Raw genomic sequence first — 23269 nt, 5'->3', positions numbered from 1 at the left:
TTTATTATCGCATGAAAATAAAAAAAGAAGAAGCTTTTTACAGCTTCTTCACCCATTAAAATGATTAATCTACATCATAAACTGGTTCAGCTTCCGGTAATTTATCTACTCGTTCTTCTTCTCCGCTTTCAGCATTAATGTAGATTCGGTAAGAGTCATCACCGCGCACACCATAAAATTCATAGCATAGCACTTCTTCCCCTTTTTCTGATTCAGTTAGAGCCAGGTGCGTTTCTTTAATATCCACCTGCTTTTTCACTGATTCGCGTGCTTCATCTTCAGATAGTTCAGGGTCAGTATCAAAATCATCACGATTATTGTGGTTAGTTAAATAGTCAAGAGCTTGCATTGCTACTATATCTCCATCATCCAGAGCTGTTTCTATTGTAATTTCATCAGTATAGAGCCTAACTTCATCTTCTACTGGCACGAATTTATATAAGCCGATGGTGTCATATTGCTTGCTGTCCACCAGGTCCATATCTTCGACTCCAGCATCTTCTAAGAATTGTTTCGCCTGCTCCGAACCTTCATGAAGGCTGATTTCAGGTTCATTAATAGGACGGTCCTGCATAAACCAGACCGGGTGCCCTCCACGTTTTGTCATTTCTACCATGTAATTTGGCTCTCCTTGCGGGTCGGCAATTTCAATCTGATACCCTTCGTAATCAGAGCCTTCGCCGAGTTCACTGGCTTTTGCTGGAGTTTCATCTGGAAGGTTTAAAAGGTTCAACGCACGGTCGATCGCTTCTTCTTCTGATACAGGCTCTTCATCTTCTATAACTTCAGCCAGGTCAGTCTCTTCTTCACCACCAAATGGATGGTCCGGTCCGGCATCAGCTTCTGAGTAACCTTTAACCTTTTCATCAATCTCAGTCATTCCATCAACCATTGTCCCTTCACCTGGTTGTTTAGCTGCTACGAGCTCTTCTTCTAACTCTAGCCAGCTGATTTCTTCATCCAATGCTTTTGCCTGGAGTTCTCTTATCTCATGTTTAAGTTCTTTTGCCTGTTTATGATATTGTTCAAGCTTTTCTTCCTCATCTTCATCTAGCTCTCCGCCATCTCGATCTTTGACCGCAGCTTGATAACTAAAATCTCCGACTTGGTGCAAAAACTGCTCTGTCTCCTCAACAGGGATCATTCCAAGTGGCAATTGCCCCATTTCACTATTGGCCTGGGCGGTCACCCTCCATACGTCTGACAAGGAACCAGATAATGATTCTGGATTGTTCATAGCCAATGCTTGAGACAGTTCATCTTCTAACTGATCAACATGATAAGCAAAATCGTTAAATGCTCTGTAATAATTATTTTCTTGCTGCATAGCGTACGCATTTTTTTGATTGTTTTCCTGGATGGCAATCCAGCCAGTTGCTATTAAAAGAATCGACAATGCTCCGATAATCACATACCGAATCATCAGCTCACCTCCTCATTAATCCATAAATACATGCTTTCCGATTCGTTTTCGTTGTGGCCTGGACCAAATCCAATCTGAAGTAGCAGTATCTGGGTTAAAGTAATATTCTGCCCCGCCTGAAGGGTCCTGACCATTTATCGCATCAAGTACAGCTTTTCGGGACTCTTCATCAGGCTCCATCCAGATTTGTCCATCTGCTACAGCTGTAAATGCAAGCGGTTCAAATATAACTCCGTTCACAGTATTTGGAAAGGTTTCACTGTTCACCCGGTTGATAATAACAGCAGCCACAGCTACTTTTCCTGTGTAAGGTTCGCCCCGAGCTTCACCATGAACAGCGTTTGACATAATTTGGATGTCATTTTCAGAATAGCCATCAGGGACGTTTGTTGCTTTTTGAATATTTGCTTCGTTCCCCTGTTCTCCAGGTTCTTCATCGCCAGCTTCTGGTACGTCTTCCTCTGCTTCAGGCTCTGGAGCTTCTTCCTCTCCTTCTGGCGCAGGTGGTTCTTCTCCAGCTGGTGGAGCTTCCTCTCCTTCTTCTGGAGCTGGTGCCCCCTCTTCTGCCTCAGGAGCTTGTTCTGGTGGAGCTTCATCGGCTGGTGCCTGCTCCCCTTCTTTTGGGCCCTTTTGTTGCTCTAATGGTACGCCTCCATAATGAGTAAAGTCTTTCCCTTCTTCAAGTGCCTGCTTCACAAACTCCTCATTGTACTCAGTCGAACGTGCTAGCATGTCCTTCATTTTGCCACCAACTAAACCATCGATTTCTAGTCCAAATTCGTCCTGAAAGTCTCGAACCGACCAATAAGTGCTCCATCCAAAAACACCATCTATCGTTCCATCAAAGAAGCCATTATATTGGAGACGTGCTTGCAACTCGACAACATCATCTCCAGTTGCTCCTCTTTGAATAATTTGGTCGGAAAAGGCTTCAGCTTTTTCAATTCCTGGATGGGAATGAAAAACAATAAACAGTACGCCAAGCCAAATGAGAAGCTTTTTCTTTGTTTGTTGCGGCATAAATGAACCTCCCTTCGCTTTTGGCGGTGAAATTCCGCTGTCTGTAGTTTTTTTACTTAGCAGGAAAATATGCATCTTTCATTAAAAAGAAGGTAAGCACTTACATTTTTTCGTTACAAAAAGCCAAATCAACAGTCCCCTCAACCCGATAAAGAAAAAAATGCTCTTTGGTTCAGCATGTGAGCTGCCTACCAAAGAGCAGATTGGTTATTTATTGGATAGCTTGTATTAGGAACCGACGTTAAAATACCGCGCTTCTGGGTGTGCAAATACCATCGCCGACACTGAAGCTTCAGGTTCCATCATATATTCTTCGGTTAGCTGTACGCCAATCCTTTCAGGTTGTAAGAGGCGGAACAGCTTGGCCTGGTCTTCTAAATCCGGACAAGCTGGGTACCCAAAAGAAACCCGGATTCCTTCGTATTTTGCCGAAAACCGTTCGGCCATTGTCATATCCGGAGAATCAGGAATACCCCAAGAATCACGCATCATTTGGTGAACTCGTTCCGCAAACCCTTCAGCCACTTCAAGCGCTGAAGCTTGGAGAAAATGACTAAATACATAATTCCCTTCGTCTTTTGCTTTTTCTGCAAGCGCACGTACACCTTGCCCGGCGGTTACCGATAAGAACCCGACGTAATCCATAACCCCTTCATCTTTTGATTTTAAGAAATCGGCGAGGCACAAGTAGGGAGCTTTTGGCTGGCGCGGAAAAGAAAAGCGCTCAAGAATTTTTTCTCCCTTTTCATCCGCATAGATAAGAATATCATTCCCGTCAGATTGAGCAGGGAAAAACTGATACATTCCGTGCGCTTCTAGTAGCTTCTCTTCTTTGATTTGTTTAAATAAATCATCAAGCTGAGCTTTCAGCTGAACAGCCTTTTCTTCACCTGCTTCGAGCATCCGGGCAACGTTCCCCTGCAGACCAAAATGCTTTCCTAAGAGCATTTGCAGATTTACGTACGGTTCAATGTGAGAAAGTTTATAATCGCGCAAAATATGCTTTTTAAAATCCGGCGGAATGCGGACTTCAACATCACGTCTTACATCAGATCGAGACGGGGCTTCAGCAACCGCTGTAGCTTGTGCTCGTCCACTAGTTGGCGTGTCCCGCCTTGCTTGTTGTTTGCCTTTTACTTCAAGCTCGAGTTTCTGTTTTTCTTCTGGCTCAGAAAGACGATTAGCTAATTCAAGTCCATTCATCGCATCTTTAGCATACATAACCAATCCGTCATACTCAGACGAAATTTTCTCGTCTGTAAAACGCCTGGTAAGGGCCGCTCCTCCAACAAGGATTGGCAGGGAAATGCTTTGATTTTTTAAATCTTGAGCAGTGAGAACCATTTGCTGCGCAGATTTAACCAATAGGCCAGAAAGACCGACAGCATCTGGTTTTTCTTTCGCAATAGCTTCAATTAACTCATTTGAAGTGACTTTAATGCCTAAGTTAACGATCTTAAAACCATTATTTGAAAGAATGATATCAACCAGATTTTTGCCAATGTCGTGCACGTCTCCTTTGACGGTAGCAAGCAGGATCTTTCCTTTGCCGCTGTCGTCTTCTTTTGCCTCCATGTACGGTTCTAAATGGGCAACCGCAGCTTTCATCGCCTCTGCACTTTGCAGCACTTCTGCCACAATGAGTTCGTTGTCGTTAAAAAGCTTACCTACTTTATCCATTCCCTGCATTAAAGGTCCATTAATAATGTTTAATGGCTCTGGGTATTTCTGCAGCGCTTCCTCAAGATCTTTGTCCAACCCTTCTTTTGTTCCTTCAATGATATATTCAGCCAGGCGTTCTTCAAGTGGCAGATTTGATTCTACTTGCTTTTTCTCCGCCTTCTTCCCACGGTAAAAGGCCGCAAAATCAGCCAGTGTTTGTTCTGACGTTTCAAACAGGAGCGCGCGGGCCAATTCTTTTTCTTCCTCTGGAATACTTGCATAGCGCTCCAATTTTTCCGTATTTACAATCGCATAATCAAGCCCTGCCTTTGTACAATGATACATATAAGCAGCATTTAAGACTTCGCGGCCCACTGGTGGTAAACCGAAGGAGACATTTGAGACACCCAGAATCGTCGGACAATCAGGCAGTGCTTCTTTAATTAAACGAATGCCTTCAACTGTCGCTTCTGCTGAACCAATGTAGGCTTCATCTCCCGTCCCTACTGGAAACACAAGCGGGTCAAAAATAATATCTTTGCCTTTTAGCCCATATTTATTTACCAAAAGGTCATAAGAACGTTTGGCAATTTCAAGCTTTCGTTCAGCCGTCACTGCCATTCCCTCTTCGTCAATTGTTCCAACTACAACTGCCGCCCCGTAACTTCGAATAATCGGTATTAAATCTTCAAATCGTTCTTCTCCGTCTTCAAGGTTAATCGAATTAATTATGGCTTTTCCTTGCGAGTAAGTTAGGGCTTTACGAATGACTTCAGCATCGGTTGAGTCGATCATCAACGGTACTTTCACTTTATTAATGACATATTCGAGAAAATTGACCATGTCTTCTTTTTCTTCGCGGTCAGGGTCCGCCAAGCATACGTCAATAACGTGAGCTCCTTTTTTCACTTGAGCCCGGGCAACCTCAGAAGCTTCTTCATACTTCCCTTCTGTAATCAAGCGTTTAAATTTCCTCGAGCCGATAACATTTGTCCGCTCCCCTACAAAGAGCGGCCGCATGTCTTCTTCATACAAAAGCGCCTCGATACCGGACACAGCGTGCCCTCTTTCCTCCGGCATGGCTCGCGGTTCGAATCTTCTAGAAATGTCGCACATCACTTCTACGTGTTCAGGGGTCGTACCACAACACCCTCCCACCACATTTAACCAGCCTTTTTCTGCAAAAGTCTCCAGCTTTGTAGCTAATGACTCTGGAGATTCGTGATAATGGCCTTCTTCGTCTGGCAAACCTGCATTTGGATAACAGTGAACGTAGCTTGTCGAGAGTTCTGATAATGAACGCAGGTGATCTCTCATAAATTCAGGCCCAGTAGCGCAATTTAAACCCACTACGGTTGGGTTCATATGCTCGAGCGAAACGTAAAACGATTCAATGGACTGGCCGGCAAGGGTGGTCCCCATCGGCTCTATCGTCCCGGAGATCATTAAAGGGTAGACTTTGTCTCTTTCTTTAAAAGCAGCTTCAATACCTAAGTAAGCTGCTTTTACATTTCTCATATCTTGGCTGGTCTCTAACAATAAAAGATCTGATCCGCCATCAAGCAGCCCAAGCGCTTGTTCTTTATAAGAGTCGGTTAACTCCTCAAACGTAGTGCCACCTGTAACAGACAAAGATTTTGTAGTTGGCCCCATAGCGCCGGCCACGAACCGAGGCTTTTCTGGAGTTGAAAAAGCATCTACTTCTTTTTTGGCCAGTCTAGCGGCTTCTACATTCAATTCATAAGCGTATGCTTCTAGGTCATAATCAGCAAGGACGATATCAGTGGCTCCAAATGTGTTGGTTTCAATAATATCTGCTCCTGCCGCTAAGTAATCGTGATGGATTTTACTAACAACATGCGGCGCTGTCACATTTAAATATTCATTACAGCCGTCATAGGCTTCGCCGCCAAAATCCTCCGCTGTTAAATCAGCATTTTGGAGCATCGTTCCCATGGCCCCATCCAGGACTAAAATGCGTTTGTTCAGTTCATCTTTAAATTGTGAGGATATCATGGTGACAGTTGCTCCTTTCCGCTTGCCTTAGGGGTCTCCTGTTTTGATTTAATATAGCGAGTCAGTTCTGCAGTCATTTCATATCGTAAAAACGGCGTAATCAAATATATGCCGTTAAAGTATTCAAGCGCAGCGTCCACTAATTGCTTGGCAAGTTTCAGCCCTTCCTCTTCGCCTTTCTGCCGGTCTTCGCCGCACGCTGCCATCCGCTCTCTAATTTCATCTGTTAGTTTTATGCCAGGAACTTCGTTATGGAGAAACTCCGCATTCCGAGGCGTGACAAGTGGCATAATTCCAATGAAAATTGGTACTGGCAAATGTTTGGTCGCTTCATAGACTTCTTTTAGCTTTTCTTCACTGTAAATCGGCTGGGACATAAAATAATCGACTCCAGCGTCTATCTTTTTATCCAGACGAGCAACGGCACGTTCGACAGAGCGTACATTAGGGTTAAAAGCGCCAGCGACTGTGAAGTTCGTTTTTTCTCCTAATGATTTACCAGAGAAAGATCGGCCCTCATTCATTTCTTTAATCATCGCAATCAGATCAAAGGAGGCGTAATCATAAACAGAGGTCGCCCCAGGGAAATCCCCTACTTTTGTAGGGTCTCCTGTTACAGCTAAAATATCATGCATGCCCAACGCATGCAGACCGAGTAAATGTGATTGCAATCCGATTGTATTACGGTCTCTGCAGGCTATATGAAGAAGCGGACGCGCGTCTGTCTGAGCTTGGATCATACTTCCCATCGCAAGATTGTCGATGCGCGGCGTGGCAAGAGAATTATCGGCCATCGTCACAGCATCTGCTCCTGCCTCGTGCAAAGCGGCGGCACCTTCAATGAATTTTTGCACAGAGGTTGGTTTTTTCGGCGGATCTAATTCCACAATTACAGTGCGAGCCTCTTTCACCCGTTCCGGCAACGAAGGACGTTCTAACGTATTGGTTGGAAGTAAGGATTCAACTTCAACAGGCACGACTTGCTTAGAGGTAACAGGCACTTTATGCCGAACCGCCTCTGCAATCGCCTTAATGTGCTCGGGACGTGTACCGCAGCAGCCTCCAATTAGGTTTACTCCTTGTTCGTACAAGTCTTGAGCGCGTTCATAAAAATAATCTGGATTCGATTGATATATAAACCGGCCATCCTCATAATCAGGCAAAGAGGCATTCGGAAAGGCTGAATAAGGGACGTTTTCCATTAATGGCAACGTTTCAAAAGAACGCAGCATATGATAAGGACCCATACGGCAATTCACCCCAACAATGTCAGCACCAGCTTCTTTTAAGGCTTTCAATCCGTTTTCAAGCGTCTTGCCACCCTTTAAGACGCCAATATCCCCTAACGATAATTGAGCGATAAGTGGGATGTCTGTCTTTTGCCGGAGCTGTTGCACGGTCTGCACCGCTTCTTCCAGGTCATAGTAGGTTTCTAGAAGCAAGCCATCTGGCTCTGCTTGCAACAGAGCATCACTTTGTTCATCTATCGCTTCTTTAATCTCTTCAAGTGATTCTGCACTGCTTGAGACCCCTCTAATCCCCCCAAGCGTAGCAAGTACGTATTTACGGCTGCCAGCTTGGGCTTTTGCCAGCTCAACCCCTAACACATTTAAATTCCAAACTTCATGTTGTAATTCATACTTAGCCAATTTCAAGCGATTGGCAGCATACGTATTGGATTGGATTACATCAGAACCTGCATCAATATAATCTTGGTGTATCTGCTTGATCGCTTCAGGTTCCGTTTCATTTAATGCTTCAAAACAACCGTTATATCCTCTCTCATGGAGAAGCGTTCCCATCGCTCCATCACCGACAAGAACCTGTTTTTTTAATGCTTCATTTAGCTTCAATATCGCTCCGTCCTTCCTTCAATATACCTCGCTATTTACGCTCTGCTCCTAGAATCAGCTGCTTGTAATGCTTCCTGCAAATCGCAAATGATATCTTCACTTTCTTCAATCCCAACGGACATTCTAAGTAGCCGGTTGCAAACTCCCACGGCCAGACGCACGTCTTCTGGCACATCTGCATGGGTTTGCGTAGCAGGATAGGTCATTAAACTTTCGACCCCACCTAAACTTTCGGCAAAAGTGATTAACTTCAGTTCCTGCAGCAAAGGCTCCACCAACTCTTCATTTGCTACACGGAATGAAAGCATCCCGCCTCTGCCAGGATATAACACCTCTGTAATGGCTTCATGTTCATTAAGAAACTGAGCCACCCGGGCTGCATTCTTTTCATGTTGGTCCATACGGAGACCGAGCGTTTTCATCCCTCTCATTAACAACCAGGAGTCCAACGGAGATAAAATAGCGCCCATGCCGTTGTGAAAAGCGCGCAGCTGTTCGCACACACCCGCTCCCTTTGCAACTATTAATCCGGCAATTACATCATTATGCCCCCCCAAATACTTCGAGCCGCTATGAATCACAATGTCTGCTCCTAAATCAAGTGGCTGTTGAATCACAGGGGTATAGAATGTGTTATCCACAATTAATAATAAGCCTCGCTCTTTAGCTAGAGCTGCTAATTGCGTAATATCGGCTTCTTGCATCAATGGATTCGTAGGCGTTTCAATAAATAATGCTTTAGTTTTATCTGTAATTTTGGCTGCAAAAGCATTCAGGTCGCGAGGGTCACCGTATTGAAACGTCACTCCCCAGTTGCGCCAGCCTTCTTCGAACAGCCGGTACGTACCGCCATACAAATCTTCTGAAGAAAGAATTTCATCTCCAACTTTAAATAACGCTAGTACCGTCTGTACAGCTGCCATCCCTGAACTAAGGGCAAACCCTTCATCACCGCCTTCTAAATTGGCAATAGCTTGCTCTAACACTTCACGCGTAGGGTTTCCTGTCCGCGAATAATCATAGCCTGTTGATTGCCCGATCCCTTCATGCCGAAAAGCTGTAGACATATAAATTGGAGTATTCACTGTACCAGTACGTGTTTCACTGCGATTTCCAATTTGAGCTAGTTTTGTTTTTATGTTTGGAGCCATTTTCTATCCCTGCCTTTAATTCAATTTACTTTTGCAATCATCTTGTAAGTGGGAGCTTTGACTGACTATGAGAGCCATGGCGCCGCCGCAGAATTCTGACTTTTTATAAGAGAATGCAAACTCAGACTACTGCTTGCATGACAGTCACAGCTTTTGGAACTAGGCAGCACAGCCAACATTGATCTTTTATAGCAAATGTGTCAGGTTTCTTCTCTAGCGTCATGTAAATGGTAAAGAAAAAACCTTCCTCTTGTGATAAGAAGAAGGGAATAGTTGTAATTTCGTCTTCGACTTATCTTGCAAAAGGTTCACTACCCTTCACTGGACTTAGCACCTGACCACAATTGGGCTGGTTGCTGAGGTTTCGCCGGGCCAATCCCTCCACCTCTCTGGATAAGTACATCTCATATGAAATTGTGTTCATAAAACGTAACGCAAATGCGCGAAATTTGCAACCTTTTTAACGGAATAACTATTTATTCAGGTGTTGCTTCTACTTTCAGGTCGGTTTCATTTCCGCATACACATCGTTTAAATCCTGTTTCATATTCTCCGTTTTCTTTCATCCGGCCACGTAAAATGTACTTTTCTCCGCACTTTGGGCAGCGGATTACTACGCGATAGCGAATATCTGTCGTCATGCTATCACTCCTTTTTGTCCGTGCTTTCATTCGCCTTTTTAACATAGTATAAGGCAAAAGACCATAATAAAATCATAAAAGGTAGCAAAACTGCTAGTAAACCTTCATGGTTGCTCATTAGTATACTGTCATACGTACCATGCAACAGAAAGGGCACTACAAATGAGATAGCTAACCACTTATAAACGTTTTTGTTGGTCGTAAATGCAGCTCGCCCTAAATAATATCCCATTAAAACCCCAAATAATGCATGGCTGCTCACAGGCAGGAGCGCTCGTCCAAATGCCAGGTCAATGCCTTCTGCCGCCAAGTATAGTAAGTTTTCTGCTGAGGCGAAACCCAAAGATAAGGAAACACCAAAAACAATTGCATCGTACCTTGAGGATAAGGAACCGTACCGAAAAGCAAATACATATAGCACGAACCATTGTGTCAATTCTTCTAAAAAAGCTACACTGATAAAAGCTTCCGCTAATGGGGAAGTAACAGCTCCTTCAGAAGTTAAGGCAAATTGCAGCACCATAACTGGAAATACGAGCAGTGCCCCAATGATAAATAATTGAATCACTTGTCGAATAATAACAGTTCCGTACTCATTTTTTAAATAAAAATAAGTAAGCAGCGCAAGGCCAGGAGCGAGTCCTGCTGTTAGAAGGGCAACAACATTCATCTGCCTTCCCTCTCATCATTACTGATATAGTAACACTTTCCCTCATAATTGAAAATGAAAATGGTTTTTGTAACGCAATTTCACCTTAATCAAATAATTGCTGCAGCTTTCTGTTCGATTTAGAAGCCAAGAAGACAATCAATTTCATCCGGGCTTTTTTCGAATCATAATCACGACCTAAAATAGCTCCATGGCTGAGCAAATCATAGGCACTGCCTTCATATTCATAGGTTGGGTGCACCTGGCCTTCTTCCGCATTCGTGGTAAGTACAATGGGGAAACCCTCTTTAAGTAATTCTTTAATGGCTTGTGCCATGCCAATCGCCACCTGCCCACGTCCAGAACCTTCAATAACCAGCCCATCCAATCCCAGAGTAGCAGCATTTTGAAGGAGAACATTTGATGCCCCGAGGTATGATTTGACAATTTCTACTTTGGGTATACGACCAGCTTGGATATGATAAATATCTTCTCTAATCGGTTTTTGAAAAATGTACGGTACATTATTGTCTATGATGCCTAAGTATCCATACCCAAAAGAATCAAAGCCTTGTACATTGGAAGCATGCACTTTTTTAACATACTTTGAATGGTAGATTCGTTCATTAAAAACAATAACTGTGCCAAGGTCCGTAGAGGAAGGGTCAACCGCCAGTCTAATGGAATGTTTTAAATTTGCGTATGCATCTGAGCCAATATCTTTTGGGGCACGCTGCGAACCAGTAACGATAACAGGCCGGCTGTCTAGAATCGTTAAATTCAGGAAATAAGCTGTTTCTTCCAGAGAATCAGTGCCATGGGTAATGACCACACCACTTACATCTTTACGAAGTAACACTTCTTCAATTTTATTTTTTAAAGCAAACAGGTCCTCGAGACTAACATGCATACTTGCTTTTTGAAATAATTCTATGATTTCGAGCTCAACTTCATTGTCCTTTAATTTAAGTATCTCTAAAAGCTCTTCACCACGAATGGCACCAGAGGTCAGTCGTTCTGTTTCCCCTGTTGGTTTTGAAGCAATAGTACCGCCTGTAGTAATTAATACCACCTTTTCCACAGACACCCCTCCTGACTTCTATGGTTCTTGCTTGTTATTGCTTATTTCGGTTACACCTTACTATTGTCGCTGCAGGTTGCTTTCTGTCAACGTGATTGGATTTCATCATTCAAAATAAGATGTTTAAATCCGACTAATGAATGTGATCTTCACTTCAGACGTACGCTTTCCCAAGGGCTTGTCTTCAGCTACCTTTTTCGATGGTACAACCCTAGAAAAAGTGGATCTTCAGACTGCGCGTTATCCTCTGGGAGTCGCCGCCTTACGTTTCAGTCATTTTTGAAATGCCGTATAGTAAATCAAAAAATAAATAGATATCATTCGTTTTATTGCTCATAAAACGCCATTATGAAATTGATTCACGTACATATCTATTTATACTTCACTACAATTCATACCGCCGTATCTTATTTTGTGCGAAAGCAGGGGCATTTGGCTGCTTATTAGGCGCTCTTTCTCCTTCACTCATCACGGTGTGATAACAGTGCTTTTTGTTTAATAGAAGCAGCAATTCGTTCTCCGTGGTGACGGCCATTTTCGATGAAAATTTCGTTCGCATTATTTCCAGCTGCGAGCACGCCAGCAATATAGATGTTCGTAATGTTTGTTTCCATCGTCGTATCTTCTACATACGGGCGACCTGTCTTCTCATCAACTTGAACACCAATACGTTGCAGCATCGCATGATCAGGGTGATATCCTGTCATCGCAAAAACGAAATCTGCCTGTACTTTTTCGTGTGCCTCTCCACTTTGAAAATATACATAATGCTCATTAATTGCTGTTACCTCTGCATCATATCGCACTTGTATATTCTTTTTACGTTCCAGGGACCTGAATTCTGGCAGTATCCACGGCTTCACGTCGTCAGAGATATCCTCTCCCCGATAAAGGACAGTTACATTTGCTCCTGCTTTCTCTAATTCTAACGTGGCATCTACTGCAGAGTTTTTCCCGCCGATCACGACTACATTTTTTTGAAAATACGGATGAGCTTCTTTGAAGTAATGAAACACATGGGGAAGTTCTTCTCCCTCTACATGAAGTTTATTGGGATGATTGTAATAACCAGTAGCCAAAATTAAATAGCTGCATGAATAAGCAGCTATATTATTGTGCGGATCGGCTGTGAAAAGCTCAAATTCCCCTTGTTCAGTTCTTATCACCTTTGTTACCTTTTCATAAGCATTAATGCGCAAATGTTTACGTTGGGAAACTTCCCGGTAATAAGCAAGGGCTTCTGCGCGTTTTGGTTTTCGTTCCACACTAGGAAAAGGGATGCCTCCGATCTCCAGACGGTCACTAGAGCTAAAAAACCGTTGATGTGTCGGATAATGAGAAATTGAAGATACGATATTTTCTTTTTCGATTAAAAGTGGATTCATTCCAAGGTTTTGACATTCAATCGCAGCCGAAAGTCCACAAGGGCCAGCTCCGATAATGATCACTTCTTCTTCCTGCAAGAGGGAGTCCCCTTTCTTTATTTAACTTGATGCTAATCTATGAACGTTTCTATATAAAGACAAGGCAGCACTTCTAGGTTAAAGCCATCCTCTAAACCGTGAAGCTTCCGCCGTTTTTCGCACCCCTATCATATATGCAGCCAAGCGCATGTCAATCTTGCGCCCGGAGGCAAGGCGGTAAATGTTGTCAAAAGCGTGAACCATTACACCTTCAAGCTTTTTCCCTACTTCTTCTTCTGACCAATAAAAGCCTTGGTTATTTTGCACCCACTCAAAGTATGAAACAGTTACCCCACCAGCACTAGCTAGTACATCAGGAACTAATAAAATGCCGCGTTTTGATAAGATTTTTGTTGCCCGCAACGTGGTCGGCCCGTTTGCCGCTTCCACCACAATTTGCGCTTTAATCCGCTCAGCATTTTCTTCTGTAATTTGATTTTCAATAGCTGCAGGCACAAGAATGTCGCAATCTTTCTCTAAAATTTCCGTGTTCGTAAGTTTATCTTTAAAAAGATTAGTGACGGTGCCAAAGCTATCCCTTCTATCCAGCAAATAATCAATATCAAGCCCATCTGCATCATAGAGGCCGCCATACGCATCAGCTATCCCGACAATTTTTGCCCCTGCATCATGCAAGAATTTAGCTAGATAACTTCCAGCATTGCCAAAGCCTTGAATGATTACGCCAGCTCCTTCAATGTTTAATTCTTTTTTCTTTGCCGCTTCACGAATGCAGATCGTTACCCCTTTAGCTGTAGCAGATTCTCTTCCATGTGAACCACCTAGCACTATAGGTTTTCCAGTTATAAAACCCGGTGAATCAAATTCTCGAATGCGACTGTATTCATCGACCATCCATGCCATAATTTGCGAGTTGGTGAACACATCAGGAGCTGGAATATCTTTTGTAGGCCCTACTAGTTGGCTTATAGCTCGTACATAACCACGGCTCAGCCTTTCCAATTCCCGAAATGACATTTGTCTTGGGTCGCAGACGATTCCACCTTTTCCTCCACCATAGGGCAAGTCCACAATTCCTGCTTTCAATGTCATCCAAATCGAGAGAGCTTTTACTTCATTTTCCGTAACATTAGGGTGAAAACGCACACCGCCCTTTGTCGGGCCAACAGCATCATTATGCTGCGCCCGATAACCAGTAAACACTTTAACAGAATCATCATCCATGCGGATCGGAATTCGAACCGTTAGTAAACGCATAGGTTCTTTCATAAGAGCATAAACTTCATTTGGATAACCTAATTTATCTAAGGCATCTTTAACGATTGTTTGGGTAGATGCAAGAACGTCCATATTTTCTGCTGCGTGCTTTTCTGATTCCTGTTCCTGATTTGCCATTTTACTCACCTCAATTAAAGATGGGCCTACTATTTTCTTATATGTGTATCTTCGCATGCTTTAAGCAGATAGGAAAAACCATGTTTTTACGCGTTTATCCATTTTTATACTCTCTTAAGTATAAAGAAAAACCTGCTATTTTTCCACATGTGCCAAACGTCCCCCTGTGCTTCACATGGCTTTAAATCATTACATGGCTCTGCCAATCATCTTAAACGTCAGGCTCTTCTTCATAAAAAGCAGACCGTTTTAACCGGCGAAGAAAAGTCCCCGTTCAAATGAGCGGGGACTTGCTATTTACGATGAAATGTTTCATGAAGAGTTTTAACAGCGCCTTCTTTGATTAACTGTTTTCCGTGCTCGTCTACAGCGACCGGTGAAAACGGGCACGCTTCCCCATATTCAGAAGCAATGGCAATAAAACGGTCGAATGAAAGTGGGAGCTCATAGCGGTGAGGGAAATATAAATAATAATAAGCGTCCATTGATAGCAGCTGGCCTCCCCTGACTCCTAACTGATATAACATATCAGCAAGCTGAAGCACGGGTTCTAAGTCTGTAAATTGATAAAACAATTCATGCCGTTCATCAACAGTGATATCCATTTCAATATAATCGGCTTCATCTTCGATGGCCGCTGCTTTCGATATGTGAACGACCATGCCTTGGGCCGGAAGAGCAAAAACTTCTACAGATAAGGAACGGTCAGCTTGAAACCCAAGCCCTTCTGCTTCCATTACCATATCACGAAACAACTGATGCACGCGGGGGCGGTCTCGCCACAAATCCTCTTTCGTTAAACCGCGTTCTTTTAAATCATCAAAGGTTAAAAACACCTTCACTTTATTTGTGGCAATTCTTTCGAGTCGCATCGTCACCCTCCTTCGGGAACCTCACTCGCTCTATATGATATAGCGTATTCAGTCTTTTTGAAACCGTGCAAGGAGGCTATCCTTTCGTTAACAAATTCATTAAGTCGCTCATTTATCAAGTGTGCCCATTTCACCGCATTTTTTCCTCCTCCTGCCTGCATTAGCAATTCCCTTTTTTTCAAGGGAGCAACGGCATCAAGTAGTACTGTCTTCTTAGAATCTGTATTCTTTCCCCATTGTTACTTAGCAAATTTAACAAAGTGCTTGCTGGGCCGGTTTAGTACTTGATTATGGTAGGTTGTCTCTAATGATAGCTCAGTTAACCGTTCCTCTGCAAAAAATACGCGTGCCTCTCTTTTTTTTTCAGAACAACACGTGTTATCTACAAGCAGCCTGATATAGCTTGTCTTCTTCTACATACTGCCTTTACAATTCACCAGTTTGCATAAGTATAAATCCATGAAGCAGTGAACTATTCACCGCCTGCGTTCATCTTCACAGGCGCAAATCGTTATTACATGACATTCTGAAGGTGCCCCGAAACGAAACGGCAGTTTGGTAGTGCCGTAACCATTGCTGATTAGAAAAGGAGAACCCGCTATAACTTCCCACTTTCCTTTGGGTCGCGGGCCCCAGCCAAACAAACGAATTTGTCCACCATGGGTGTGGCCGCTCAAATAAAGTCCAGGGGTTTTTTGTTGTAAAAATGGTTCGAGGCGTTCCGGATCATGCGCCGCTATAATAGTAAACGATTGTTGGGCACGGCTGATTAACGCTGGGTCTTCTTCACTTTCTCTTAGCGAGAGACCCAGGAGTTGAACTGCACCTGTATTACTTGGTATATACGCAGGTTGATTTTCTAAAACTCGGACGCCCATATGAGTCAATAAACGAGCAAGCGCTTCTTTTCCCCAATATTCGTCGTGGTTTCCCCATACAAAATAGAGAGGTGCTAACGTTGATAGCCGTTCTAAATTTTTTACGACTTGTTCTTCTTTTAAGCCGGCCTCCGTTAAATCTCCGCCCACAACTACGGCATCCAGGTTCTCGTCTATACGCTGAAGAAACCTGGGTGAGAGGCGCTTCCCATGAAGATCTGAGATAAACAAAAGCTGCAGCTGTTCCACCTGATCTATTAAATCCGGTCGTTTTATGGTAGTGCGTTGTATGCGAGTTGTGCACGTATGCCGAGCAATAATTGTAAAAAGTGATAGAGTGCAAAGGAAGAGGATAAACAGCCCTAGATACATCGTTCAGTTCCTTTCTGCTACGATTCTGGTTGAGACAACATTTGATCGATTTCTGTTAATATTTCGCCGGCCTTGCCTTGAATCGTAAGGTCAAACCACTCCTCCCTTTCCGGAGCCTCTTGATTAATCCACACTTTTTGGCCTGGCGTAAGATTAGGCAGTTGGCTGACTGGGGCAACTTGCAGACTGGTACCAATTACCAGCACGAGCTCAGCTTCAGATATCATTTCTATGCTTCGTTCCCATTCCTGTTGGGGCAGCATTTCCCCAAAGAGTACGATGTCCGGACGCAGCCTTCCTCCACAAGCACTGCAAGCTCCTTTACTGCGAAATTTTTCGTCGCTTGCTTTCATATTGCAATCGTGACAGCGAATGGCTTGGATAGACCCATGCAATTCAGATATGTGCTGCTGTCCAGCTTGCCTATGGAAGCCATCAACGTTCTGAGTAGCTACGTGGTGGGTAAAGCCGTTTTCTTCCCACTTCGCTAATATCTGATGTCCTTTATGAGGACTAGCTTCGTCTAAGGCTTCTAGACGAGCTAAATAAAAATTGAAAAATGTCTCGTAATCGGTTTCTAATGCTTCTGGCGTAGCTATGGTCATCGGGTCTCTCCCATGCCACAACCCATTTTCCGACCTAAAATCAGGTATACCACTTTCAGTAGACATGCCTGCCCCTGTGAGAATCACTGTACACTTGCTTTTCTGTAAATACGTTGCTACTTGCCTTGCATTTGCGTTCATACATATCTCCTTTCTGATCTGTTTACAAACTTGTGTCAGTTTTCAGCATCACATGCTTTGTTTAACGAAATTTTATATAATATTCACACCATGTTATTTTACTATTTTGAAGGAGCGGTACTATGGACCTTACAGTTTTCTTAATTGGCTCCCTTTTTTTTACGGCTGGGTTTATTTTTATTTTGATACAGCTGTATCGCAAAAAAAGTTTACTTATTCCATTCATCAGTATGGGAGCTGGAGTAATATTTTGTTTGATTGGGCTTATGCTGGCCTCCCCACTCGAGGAAGACGAAACAGATGTACGTGCATCGTTAACCACAGTGACTTCACCGAAGCTATGACCTTTTATTGAATTTTCTAACAACAACCCGTATAATAAGAATTAGAAGATTCTGTGCGGTCGGAGGGGAGCGAATGAAATTAAACAAAATGAAAACAAAGTCCCTCGCATTTGACGAAGATTTAATGGAGAACATTCGTCTTGGCTTACCAGTTGAAGTTTACTGCCCGGTTAAAAAACGGACCCTTGCATTTGGGCGTATTAAATCATTTTCAAAAGTACATGTCACTATATCAGGCACCTGCTTTAACCGACCCAAATATCTATTTTTTGGTTACTCTCCGTCTCTTAGGCACGATAAAGTGCTGTAAGAGACGTTTTTTTTAAAGCGGCCATCCCCAAATTAAATATATTAACGTCAGAAATACTCCAATAACAAAGACTATAAACAGGACATGAATGAATTGAAACTGAAAAAAATAACGACGTTTGCTCTTTTTTTGGTTTTTCTTTTTTTTGTGTACCTGACTACGAGGAGGCAAGTTCACCTCTTCTCTTATCTTTCTGTTTGTTTTCACTTGTTCTCTTAACTTCTCTGCCTGATCATTACGTGTCATTTTCTCCCCCCACTCGTTTCAAACTATTCACCGAGCAACTGTTGCAATCGGTCCCGCCAACCTTTTTCAGACACTTTCAAGTCTTTTTTCACAGCCACTTCAGGCCACTCAGCTCCGCACACATCACAACACTCGCTGTTTTGTCCTGCCGTTTCATTAAATTCCTTTACCAACATTTCTCTCCTGCACGTAGTTGCATACAACCATTTTTTCATGACTGCAAGCTTTTGTAAGCGATTAGCTATCCGCTCTTCAACCCACTTACTAAGATGGGCGGCCATTCGCTCAATGTTAGCGGTATATAACTGATCATCAGAATCAAACCATCCCATTCGTTTTAAGGCGTATACAATTTGCCTCCCATACAGTTCCTCTTCTTCATCCCAGGCAGCCAATAATTGCTCAGCTGTTTGGTTATCCTCTACATACATCATAAGTAAATGTTTAATTGTTTCCACAGGAGGATAGGTATGATAAATCATTCCTTCCGGTCTATCTTCATCATACGGAGCTTTTAATACAATCGAGGCCGCGCGCTCCCCATCTCTTCCCGCCCGTCCTATTTCCTGGACAAAGGATTCTAAATCGGCAGGAATATGATAGTGAATGATACATCGTACATCAGGTTTATTAATGCCCATCCCAAAAGCACTCGTACAACAAATCACGTCGAGGGAGCCATTAATAAATTGCTGCTGAATCATTAATCGTTCCTGTGCCTCCATCCCCCCGTGATAAGCAGCAACCCGCACAGTCGTTTGCTCCTCTAACCAAACAGCGAGTTCTTCAGCTACCATGCGGCTCATTGTATAAATCATCATCGGGCCGCGAAAATGCGAGTGAATATCAAGTAAGCGACTTTTTTTGTCTTCTTCCCCTTGCACATGCTCAACAAACAGGCCGATATTCGGTCGATTCATCGAATGACAGAATAAAGAAGTCCTTTTGCTGTCCATATGTAAATGCTTCAAAATATCTTCCCGGACAGTAGGCGTGGCAGTTGCAGTTAACGCAAGACAAGGTGGAGAACCAAGCTGCAAACGTTTCTCGCCAATATCAAGATAATCCGGGCGAAAATCATGCCCCCATTGCGAAACACAATGAGCTTCATCCACCACAAGTAAATGGATCGGTTGCGCTTTTAAACGCTCTAGGAAAGTAGGCGCATTTAACATCTCTGGTGATACATAAAGCAGGCGCCATTCCTGAAGGCGGGCCATTCGTTCTTGTTTTTCAGAAAAAGTAAGTGTACTAGTAATAGAAGTCACACGTTTTAATCCGTTCGCTTTCAATTCTTGGACTTGATTCTCCATCAACGAAATTAACGGAGATACAACAAGTGTTAAACCAGATGCATGAGTAAAAGCAGGCAGCTGATAAAGAATCGATTTCCCCCCACCTGTCGCCAGCATGGCAAATACATCTTTTCCTTTTTCGATTTCCTCAATAATCTCTTTTTGGCCTGGGCGAAAAGAAGAGTAGCCGAACCAATTATATAATTTCTCTTCGAGTGTCATAACTCCTCTTTCCCTCCTAGAGCGAGCGCTAAGCGAATCTCAAAATAAGTGGCCTCTATCTGTTCCGCATCTAAAGACATTTTAATTAGTTTAAGCCGTTTCGTATTCTCCTGTTTAGAGACTTGCACAACTTTTTGCTTAACCTGTTCACTCACTAGCTCATTAAATCTAAACCCTTCTACTGCCCCCGCTATTTCTACAAAGTGGTCTTCAATTGTACTCGGCTTTAACTTACGAAATTGGACAATGTCAGAAAAGGAATAACCTTGTTCGAGTAACAGAAGGGTTTTTTGCGCAGTGTAGGTTAACGTGCTCCTTTCTGTTAAATCATAGGAGAGGGCATGCAGAACGGGGAATTGCTCGGGCGAAGATTTCACAGTTGCAGTCAAATGATGGACAACGCCCCAAAAGAGAGTCCGTATGTATTCTTCATCTTGCTGGCGGCTCAATTGGCGGATTGTCAACCCAACACCATCTCTGCCTGTAAGCTGGGAAGTAAGGAGACAGGCTTCTTTATCTGATAACTCCGCCAACCCTGTATAAAGCTCTTGGAGGAGCGATCTGCTTAATTGCAGCTTATCATCATACCTGTAATACCATTTCCTTATCTGTTGTTGCACTTCAAATTTGGAACTAATCGGCACAAATGAAGTATTCCCTGCAGTTATAAAGGAGACGGTCTGCACCGCTAACTGCAGCCGTTCCCAAAATATGGGGGCATCGTCTTTAAAATGAAAGCCATGAAAACTGCGCGAAAAGGGAAACATATTAAAACCAGCCTGAACAGCTCTGTTTCCAGCAGGGGTGACCGTATAAAAGCCCTCTTCCCGTCCTTTTTCAATATAATTTTTCGCTTCTAATTCAAAAATATCCCGTTCAAAGACTTCGTCACTCCAGGCAGGAACAGCTCCAAAATATTCTAACATCTGATACAAGCGGGCATCCTGAATGGTTTGAGCAGAGCGTTTTCCTTTTAGTAAATGATAAGCTGAACGGGCTGTTCGATCCTGATGCAGCTTGGATAAAAGGTGCACAAATAACACCTGCCGGAACTTTTCCAAGTGTATATCCCCCTTATTTAAAGGTTTCTCTGATAACATTTTTATCAAAAAAGCAGGGAATTCTACGCTCTTAACTGTTGAAAAGTTTAACATGAGGGCATACAATATGAAATATAAAGTTGATTCCTTATGTCCGAACTTACACTTGAGCAACAGTATAGTGCTCGTTTTTTTATAAGGAATATGTTTACCCTAATCTCAGGAGGTTGTTCAAATGGCTAAGTACACCATTGTTGACAAAGATACATGCATCGCGTGTGGGGCATGTGGTGCTGCTGCACCTGATATTTATGATTATGATGATGAAGGGCTTGCGGAAGTTATCCTCGATGATAATAAAGGTACCGTAGAAGTTCCTGACGTCTTACTTGAAGATATGGAAGATGCTTTTGAGGGGTGCCCTACTGATTCCATTAAAATCGCTGATGAACCATTTGACGGCGACGCATTGAAATTTGAGTAAGGAAAAGTGAGGCCCATCCACCCAGGTTGGGTCTTTTTATCATCGAACTGTCTGATTGGGAGCCCAACCGCTTATGCGGGTTAAGGCATACCTGCACATCCACTTATCGCTGTAATGAATCAACTTTATAAGTTAGCAGTAAATGAGTACAAGCTTTTCATGGAACAAATCTTCGTAGTTCTCACCTTTTTTAAGAATCATAATACCAAAACAAACATTTTAGGAGGAATACATATGAGTAAAGTTGTAGAAGCACTAATTGAAATTCCAACAGGGAGCCAGAACAAATATGAATTTGACAAGGATAAAGGTGTATTTAAATTAGACCGAGTCCTTTTCTCTTCGATGTTTTATCCAGCGGAATATGGGTATTTAGAAGATACTTTGGCTTTGGATGACGATCCATTAGATATTTTAGTACTTGTTACAAACCCAACCTTCCCAGGTTGCATGATTGAGTCCCGCGTAATTGGATATTTGAACATGATTGATGATGGTGAAGAAGATCAAAAGCTAATCGCTGTACCAGTGGAAGACCCACGTTTTGAGCAAATCACCTCACTTAAAGATGTACCACAGCACAAATTAGATGAAATTGCTCATTTCTTTAAAACATACAAAGACCTTGAAAACAAAAAGACTGAGATCGGTGGCTGGGAAGATGCAGAAGCTGCTGCTCAACTTGTAGACGAATGTATTGAACGCTACAAGACCCAAGGCTAATAAGAAAACCTTTAAAAAGTTATATCGTGACTGTGAATGAAAAGGGCTGTCCCAAAAGGGCAGCTCTTTTCTAGTTATCATAAGAAAACTGGGTGCTTCCGTTGGCGCGGCTGCCATAACACAAATACAGGCGGGGGAGTTGCGCGACGCCGCACTAATGATCTGTGACACCACACTCCGTCCTCTTCACTGACCAAGCGGAAAGCGTACCTGTGCACCTGCTTCATTTTTCAATGCTTTAGAAACTTCTTTTAAGACAGCTCTTTTCTTATTACTTAGCGTTTGCTTCTGCTTCTTCCGCCGCAATAGCTAAGGCTTCAAGTACTAGTGGAACATTATTCCGCCAAATTTCAGAAGAAGCTTCAAAGGGAAGCGGATTTATCCCTTTTCCGACTTCAATCGTAAACCCGGGTTTTTTATATGCATTAATAAACCAATCTTTAAATCCTGCTCCGCTTCCAGCATTTCGTATTGGCTGGTATGAACTGGCCTGTGCTAACCGTTTTGCATAGTCTGCGCTTTTTGGCGGCTCTTGTTTATCATATCCCCAAAATATCTCCTGACCTTGCGAATGAAAAGCGTAGACACTTTGAAAATCAAGGCTTTTAACAAGCTCATATACAGCAATTGCCTCGGGTTCAGTGAGCGGCTGCGCTCCTCCGTAATGGCGGGGCCAAGGTCTCTGGGGGCTTGTGCTGGCTTCCTTCTCCCAACCGGCAGGCCATTGGTGGTTTAAGTCCACCCCGCGAATATTAGCTGACCAATGACGGAAACAAGCTAAACCATCGTTTATTTGCAAGGCTTTCTGTTTTAAAGGTGTCGCTTCCACAGCACCTTCCTGAACCAGTTCTACCCCATCTGGATTCACTAGAGGAACCCAGACTGTAAACAAATTCTTCTCCAATTTGCTAAGATGGTAGCCATACCAAGTCTCTTTTTGTTGTGTTTTCTTCTGTAATGTTTTTAAAAAGTGAACAAGAAACCAGCTGGTCAGCCACTCATTTCCATGCCAGCCCCCGCTAAACAAAACTTTCCCCTTTCCTTTCCCCCAACCAAATGAATAAAGAGGTCTGCCAAGACAAGAACTTCCGATTTGTTTCCAGTCCTCGCCGTTGTTGCGCCATTCATGTTTAAATTGCTCAAGTTCTTGCCAGCCAAATTCTGTCTCACACGGATGGCCAGGAGCTCCTCCACTCTCAGCTGGTATTTTTAATTCTTCTCCTGGGACTAAGTAAGTCTCTGTGTTCGCTAAACGCTCATTTACATGTACAAGCGTTGTCTTTCGTACTTGTTCACGCGCAGCAATTTTAGCGATCGTATCTCCAGCTTGAACACGAATCACTTTCACTTTTATCCCCCCTCCACACAAACTTATGAAAAATCAGAACAATCTTGACAGATAGAATTGACACTTCTTCTTTA

General features: G+C 43.0%; 21 protein-coding genes and 1 riboswitch. Of the genes, 4 read left to right on the top strand and 17 right to left on the bottom strand.

Translation table 11 applies throughout. From position 1 onward, the window contains the following. Positions 1-64: 64 nt before the first annotated feature. The 13 genes from ypeB to D469_RS0104620 form a co-directional block, all read right to left on the bottom strand. Entirely contained in the window at positions 65-1423 is a 1359-nt protein-coding gene (gene ypeB, locus D469_RS0104685) for a germination protein YpeB (RefSeq protein WP_018922214.1), read from the bottom strand. A 15-nt stretch (positions 1424-1438) separates the two neighbouring features. Continuing rightward, positions 1439-2443 (bottom strand): spore cortex-lytic enzyme, encoded by a 1005-nt coding sequence (sleB, locus tag D469_RS0104680; protein WP_018922213.1) that lies wholly within the window; start codon positions 2441-2443, stop codon positions 1439-1441. A gap of 228 nt (positions 2444-2671) precedes the next feature. After that, positions 2672-6121, bottom strand: a complete 3450-nt coding sequence (gene metH / locus D469_RS0104675; protein ID WP_018922212.1) for a methionine synthase — start codon at positions 6119-6121, stop codon at positions 2672-2674. Continuing rightward, a complete protein-coding gene (locus D469_RS0104670; protein WP_018922211.1) occupies positions 6118-7974 on the bottom strand; it encodes a bifunctional homocysteine S-methyltransferase/methylenetetrahydrofolate reductase in 1857 nt (618 codons plus the stop codon). The genes metH and D469_RS0104670 overlap by 4 nt, the downstream gene beginning before the upstream one ends. 35 nt (positions 7975-8009) lie before the next feature. Next, on the bottom strand, positions 8010-9125 hold the full coding sequence (locus D469_RS0104665; RefSeq protein WP_018922210.1) for a methionine biosynthesis PLP-dependent protein: 1116 nt from the start codon (positions 9123-9125) through the stop codon (positions 8010-8012). A 289-nt stretch (positions 9126-9414) separates the two neighbouring features. Next, positions 9415-9525, bottom strand: a riboswitch (SAM riboswitch). A gap of 76 nt (positions 9526-9601) precedes the next feature. Beyond that, on the bottom strand, positions 9602-9766 hold the full coding sequence (locus D469_RS22290) for a hypothetical protein (RefSeq protein WP_018922209.1): 165 nt from the start codon (positions 9764-9766) through the stop codon (positions 9602-9604). Between the two features lie 4 nt (positions 9767-9770). After that, positions 9771-10436 (bottom strand): glutamic-type intramembrane protease PrsW, encoded by a 666-nt coding sequence (prsW, locus tag D469_RS0104655; RefSeq protein WP_018922208.1) that lies wholly within the window; start codon positions 10434-10436, stop codon positions 9771-9773. Between the two features lie 85 nt (positions 10437-10521). Beyond that, complete coding sequence (locus D469_RS0104650) at positions 10522-11496, bottom strand: asparaginase (protein WP_018922207.1); 975 nt, start codon at positions 11494-11496, stop codon at positions 10522-10524. Between the two features lie 461 nt (positions 11497-11957). After that, positions 11958-12959: a YpdA family putative bacillithiol disulfide reductase gene (locus D469_RS0104645; protein WP_018922206.1), complete on the bottom strand. Its 1002-nt coding sequence runs from the start codon at positions 12957-12959 to the stop codon at positions 11958-11960. A 78-nt stretch (positions 12960-13037) separates the two neighbouring features. After that, positions 13038-14315: a Glu/Leu/Phe/Val family dehydrogenase gene (locus D469_RS0104640; protein ID WP_018922205.1), complete on the bottom strand. Its 1278-nt coding sequence runs from the start codon at positions 14313-14315 to the stop codon at positions 13038-13040. 293 nt (positions 14316-14608) lie between these two features. Further along, positions 14609-15187, bottom strand: a complete 579-nt coding sequence (locus D469_RS0104635; protein WP_018922204.1) for an adaptor protein MecA — start codon at positions 15185-15187, stop codon at positions 14609-14611. Positions 15188-15663: 476 nt separating this feature from the next. Then, on the bottom strand, positions 15664-16296 hold the full coding sequence (locus D469_RS19635) for a metallophosphoesterase (protein WP_169577109.1): 633 nt from the start codon (positions 16294-16296) through the stop codon (positions 15664-15666). Between the two features lie 158 nt (positions 16297-16454). Continuing rightward, a complete protein-coding gene (locus tag D469_RS0104620) occupies positions 16455-17183 on the bottom strand; it encodes an SIR2 family NAD-dependent protein deacylase (protein WP_018922201.1) in 729 nt (242 codons plus the stop codon). 122 nt (positions 17184-17305) lie between these two features. Here D469_RS0104620 and D469_RS0104615 point away from each other — a divergent pair, with 122 nt between their 5' ends. Together D469_RS0104615 and D469_RS0104610 are read left to right on the top strand one after the other, a co-directional pair. Further along, the gene (locus D469_RS0104615) at positions 17306-17527 is read left to right on the top strand and encodes a hypothetical protein (protein ID WP_018922200.1); all 222 of its coding nucleotides are present in this window, start codon (positions 17306-17308) and stop codon (positions 17525-17527) included. Positions 17528-17600: 73 nt separating this feature from the next. Next, positions 17601-17837, top strand: a complete 237-nt coding sequence (locus D469_RS0104610) for a hypothetical protein (RefSeq protein ID WP_018922199.1) — start codon at positions 17601-17603, stop codon at positions 17835-17837. Positions 17838-17849: 12 nt separating this feature from the next. Here D469_RS0104610 and D469_RS0104605 read toward each other — a convergent pair whose 3' ends face one another. The 3 genes from D469_RS0104605 to D469_RS0104595 are packed head-to-tail and all read right to left on the bottom strand — an operon-like array spanning position 17850 to position 20661. Beyond that, entirely contained in the window at positions 17850-18083 is a 234-nt protein-coding gene (locus tag D469_RS0104605; RefSeq protein ID WP_018922198.1) for a hypothetical protein, read from the bottom strand. A 23-nt stretch (positions 18084-18106) separates the two neighbouring features. After that, entirely contained in the window at positions 18107-19600 is a 1494-nt protein-coding gene (locus D469_RS19630) for a RecQ family ATP-dependent DNA helicase (protein ID WP_018922197.1), read from the bottom strand. Further along, the gene (locus D469_RS0104595; protein WP_018922196.1) at positions 19597-20661 is read right to left on the bottom strand and encodes a YpbB family protein; all 1065 of its coding nucleotides are present in this window, start codon (positions 20659-20661) and stop codon (positions 19597-19599) included. Before D469_RS0104595 ends, D469_RS19630 begins: the two co-directional genes overlap by 4 nt. Positions 20662-20875: 214 nt before the next feature. Here D469_RS0104595 and D469_RS0104590 point away from each other — a divergent pair, with 214 nt between their 5' ends. Both D469_RS0104590 and D469_RS0104585 read left to right on the top strand, forming a co-directional pair. After that, positions 20876-21124, top strand: a complete 249-nt coding sequence (locus D469_RS0104590; protein WP_018922195.1) for a ferredoxin — start codon at positions 20876-20878, stop codon at positions 21122-21124. A gap of 234 nt (positions 21125-21358) precedes the next feature. Continuing rightward, on the top strand, positions 21359-21847 hold the full coding sequence (locus tag D469_RS0104585) for an inorganic diphosphatase (protein WP_018922194.1): 489 nt from the start codon (positions 21359-21361) through the stop codon (positions 21845-21847). A 271-nt stretch (positions 21848-22118) separates the two neighbouring features. On the opposite strand, the gene D469_RS0104580 is transcribed toward D469_RS0104585, so the two are convergent. Further along, positions 22119-23195 (bottom strand): M14 family metallopeptidase, encoded by a 1077-nt coding sequence (locus D469_RS0104580; protein WP_018922193.1) that lies wholly within the window; start codon positions 23193-23195, stop codon positions 22119-22121. Between the last annotated feature and the right edge of the window lie 74 nt (positions 23196-23269).

The sequence above is a fragment of the Salsuginibacillus kocurii DSM 18087 genome (assembly GCF_000377705.1).
Taxonomy (GTDB): Bacteria; Bacillota; Bacilli; order Bacillales; family Marinococcaceae; genus Salsuginibacillus; species Salsuginibacillus kocurii.
The sequence above is the reverse complement of the archived record's forward strand: the minus strand, read 5'-3'. Positions and strand labels throughout refer to the sequence as shown.

What these genes read in the sequence shown, in the direction of transcription:
- D469_RS0104590 (WP_018922195.1), top strand. Translation starts at nt 20,876, where the DNA reads ATGGCTAAGTACACCATTGTTGACAAAGATACATGCATCGCGTGTGGG.
- D469_RS22290 (WP_018922209.1), bottom strand. Translation starts at nt 9,766, where the DNA reads ATGACGACAGATATTCGCTATCGCGTAGTAATCCGCTGCCCAAAGTGC.
- ypeB (WP_018922214.1), bottom strand. Translation starts at nt 1,423, where the DNA reads ATGATTCGGTATGTGATTATCGGAGCATTGTCGATTCTTTTAATAGCA.
- D469_RS0104665 (WP_018922210.1), bottom strand. Translation starts at nt 9,125, where the DNA reads ATGGCTCCAAACATAAAAACAAAACTAGCTCAAATTGGAAATCGCAGT.
- D469_RS0104640 (WP_018922205.1), bottom strand. Translation starts at nt 14,315, where the DNA reads ATGGCAAATCAGGAACAGGAATCAGAAAAGCACGCAGCAGAAAATATG.
- prsW (WP_018922208.1), bottom strand. Translation starts at nt 10,436, where the DNA reads ATGAATGTTGTTGCCCTTCTAACAGCAGGACTCGCTCCTGGCCTTGCG.
- D469_RS0104585 (WP_018922194.1), top strand. Translation starts at nt 21,359, where the DNA reads ATGAGTAAAGTTGTAGAAGCACTAATTGAAATTCCAACAGGGAGCCAG.
- D469_RS0104610 (WP_018922199.1), top strand. Translation starts at nt 17,601, where the DNA reads ATGAAATTAAACAAAATGAAAACAAAGTCCCTCGCATTTGACGAAGAT.
- D469_RS19630 (WP_018922197.1), bottom strand. Translation starts at nt 19,600, where the DNA reads ATGACACTCGAAGAGAAATTATATAATTGGTTCGGCTACTCTTCTTTT.
- D469_RS0104605 (WP_018922198.1), bottom strand. Translation starts at nt 18,083, where the DNA reads ATGACACGTAATGATCAGGCAGAGAAGTTAAGAGAACAAGTGAAAACA.
- D469_RS0104615 (WP_018922200.1), top strand. Translation starts at nt 17,306, where the DNA reads ATGGACCTTACAGTTTTCTTAATTGGCTCCCTTTTTTTTACGGCTGGG.
- metH (WP_018922212.1), bottom strand. Translation starts at nt 6,121, where the DNA reads ATGATATCCTCACAATTTAAAGATGAACTGAACAAACGCATTTTAGTC.
- D469_RS0104635 (WP_018922204.1), bottom strand. Translation starts at nt 15,187, where the DNA reads ATGCGACTCGAAAGAATTGCCACAAATAAAGTGAAGGTGTTTTTAACC.
- D469_RS0104620 (WP_018922201.1), bottom strand. Translation starts at nt 17,183, where the DNA reads ATGAACGCAAATGCAAGGCAAGTAGCAACGTATTTACAGAAAAGCAAG.
- sleB (WP_018922213.1), bottom strand. Translation starts at nt 2,443, where the DNA reads ATGCCGCAACAAACAAAGAAAAAGCTTCTCATTTGGCTTGGCGTACTG.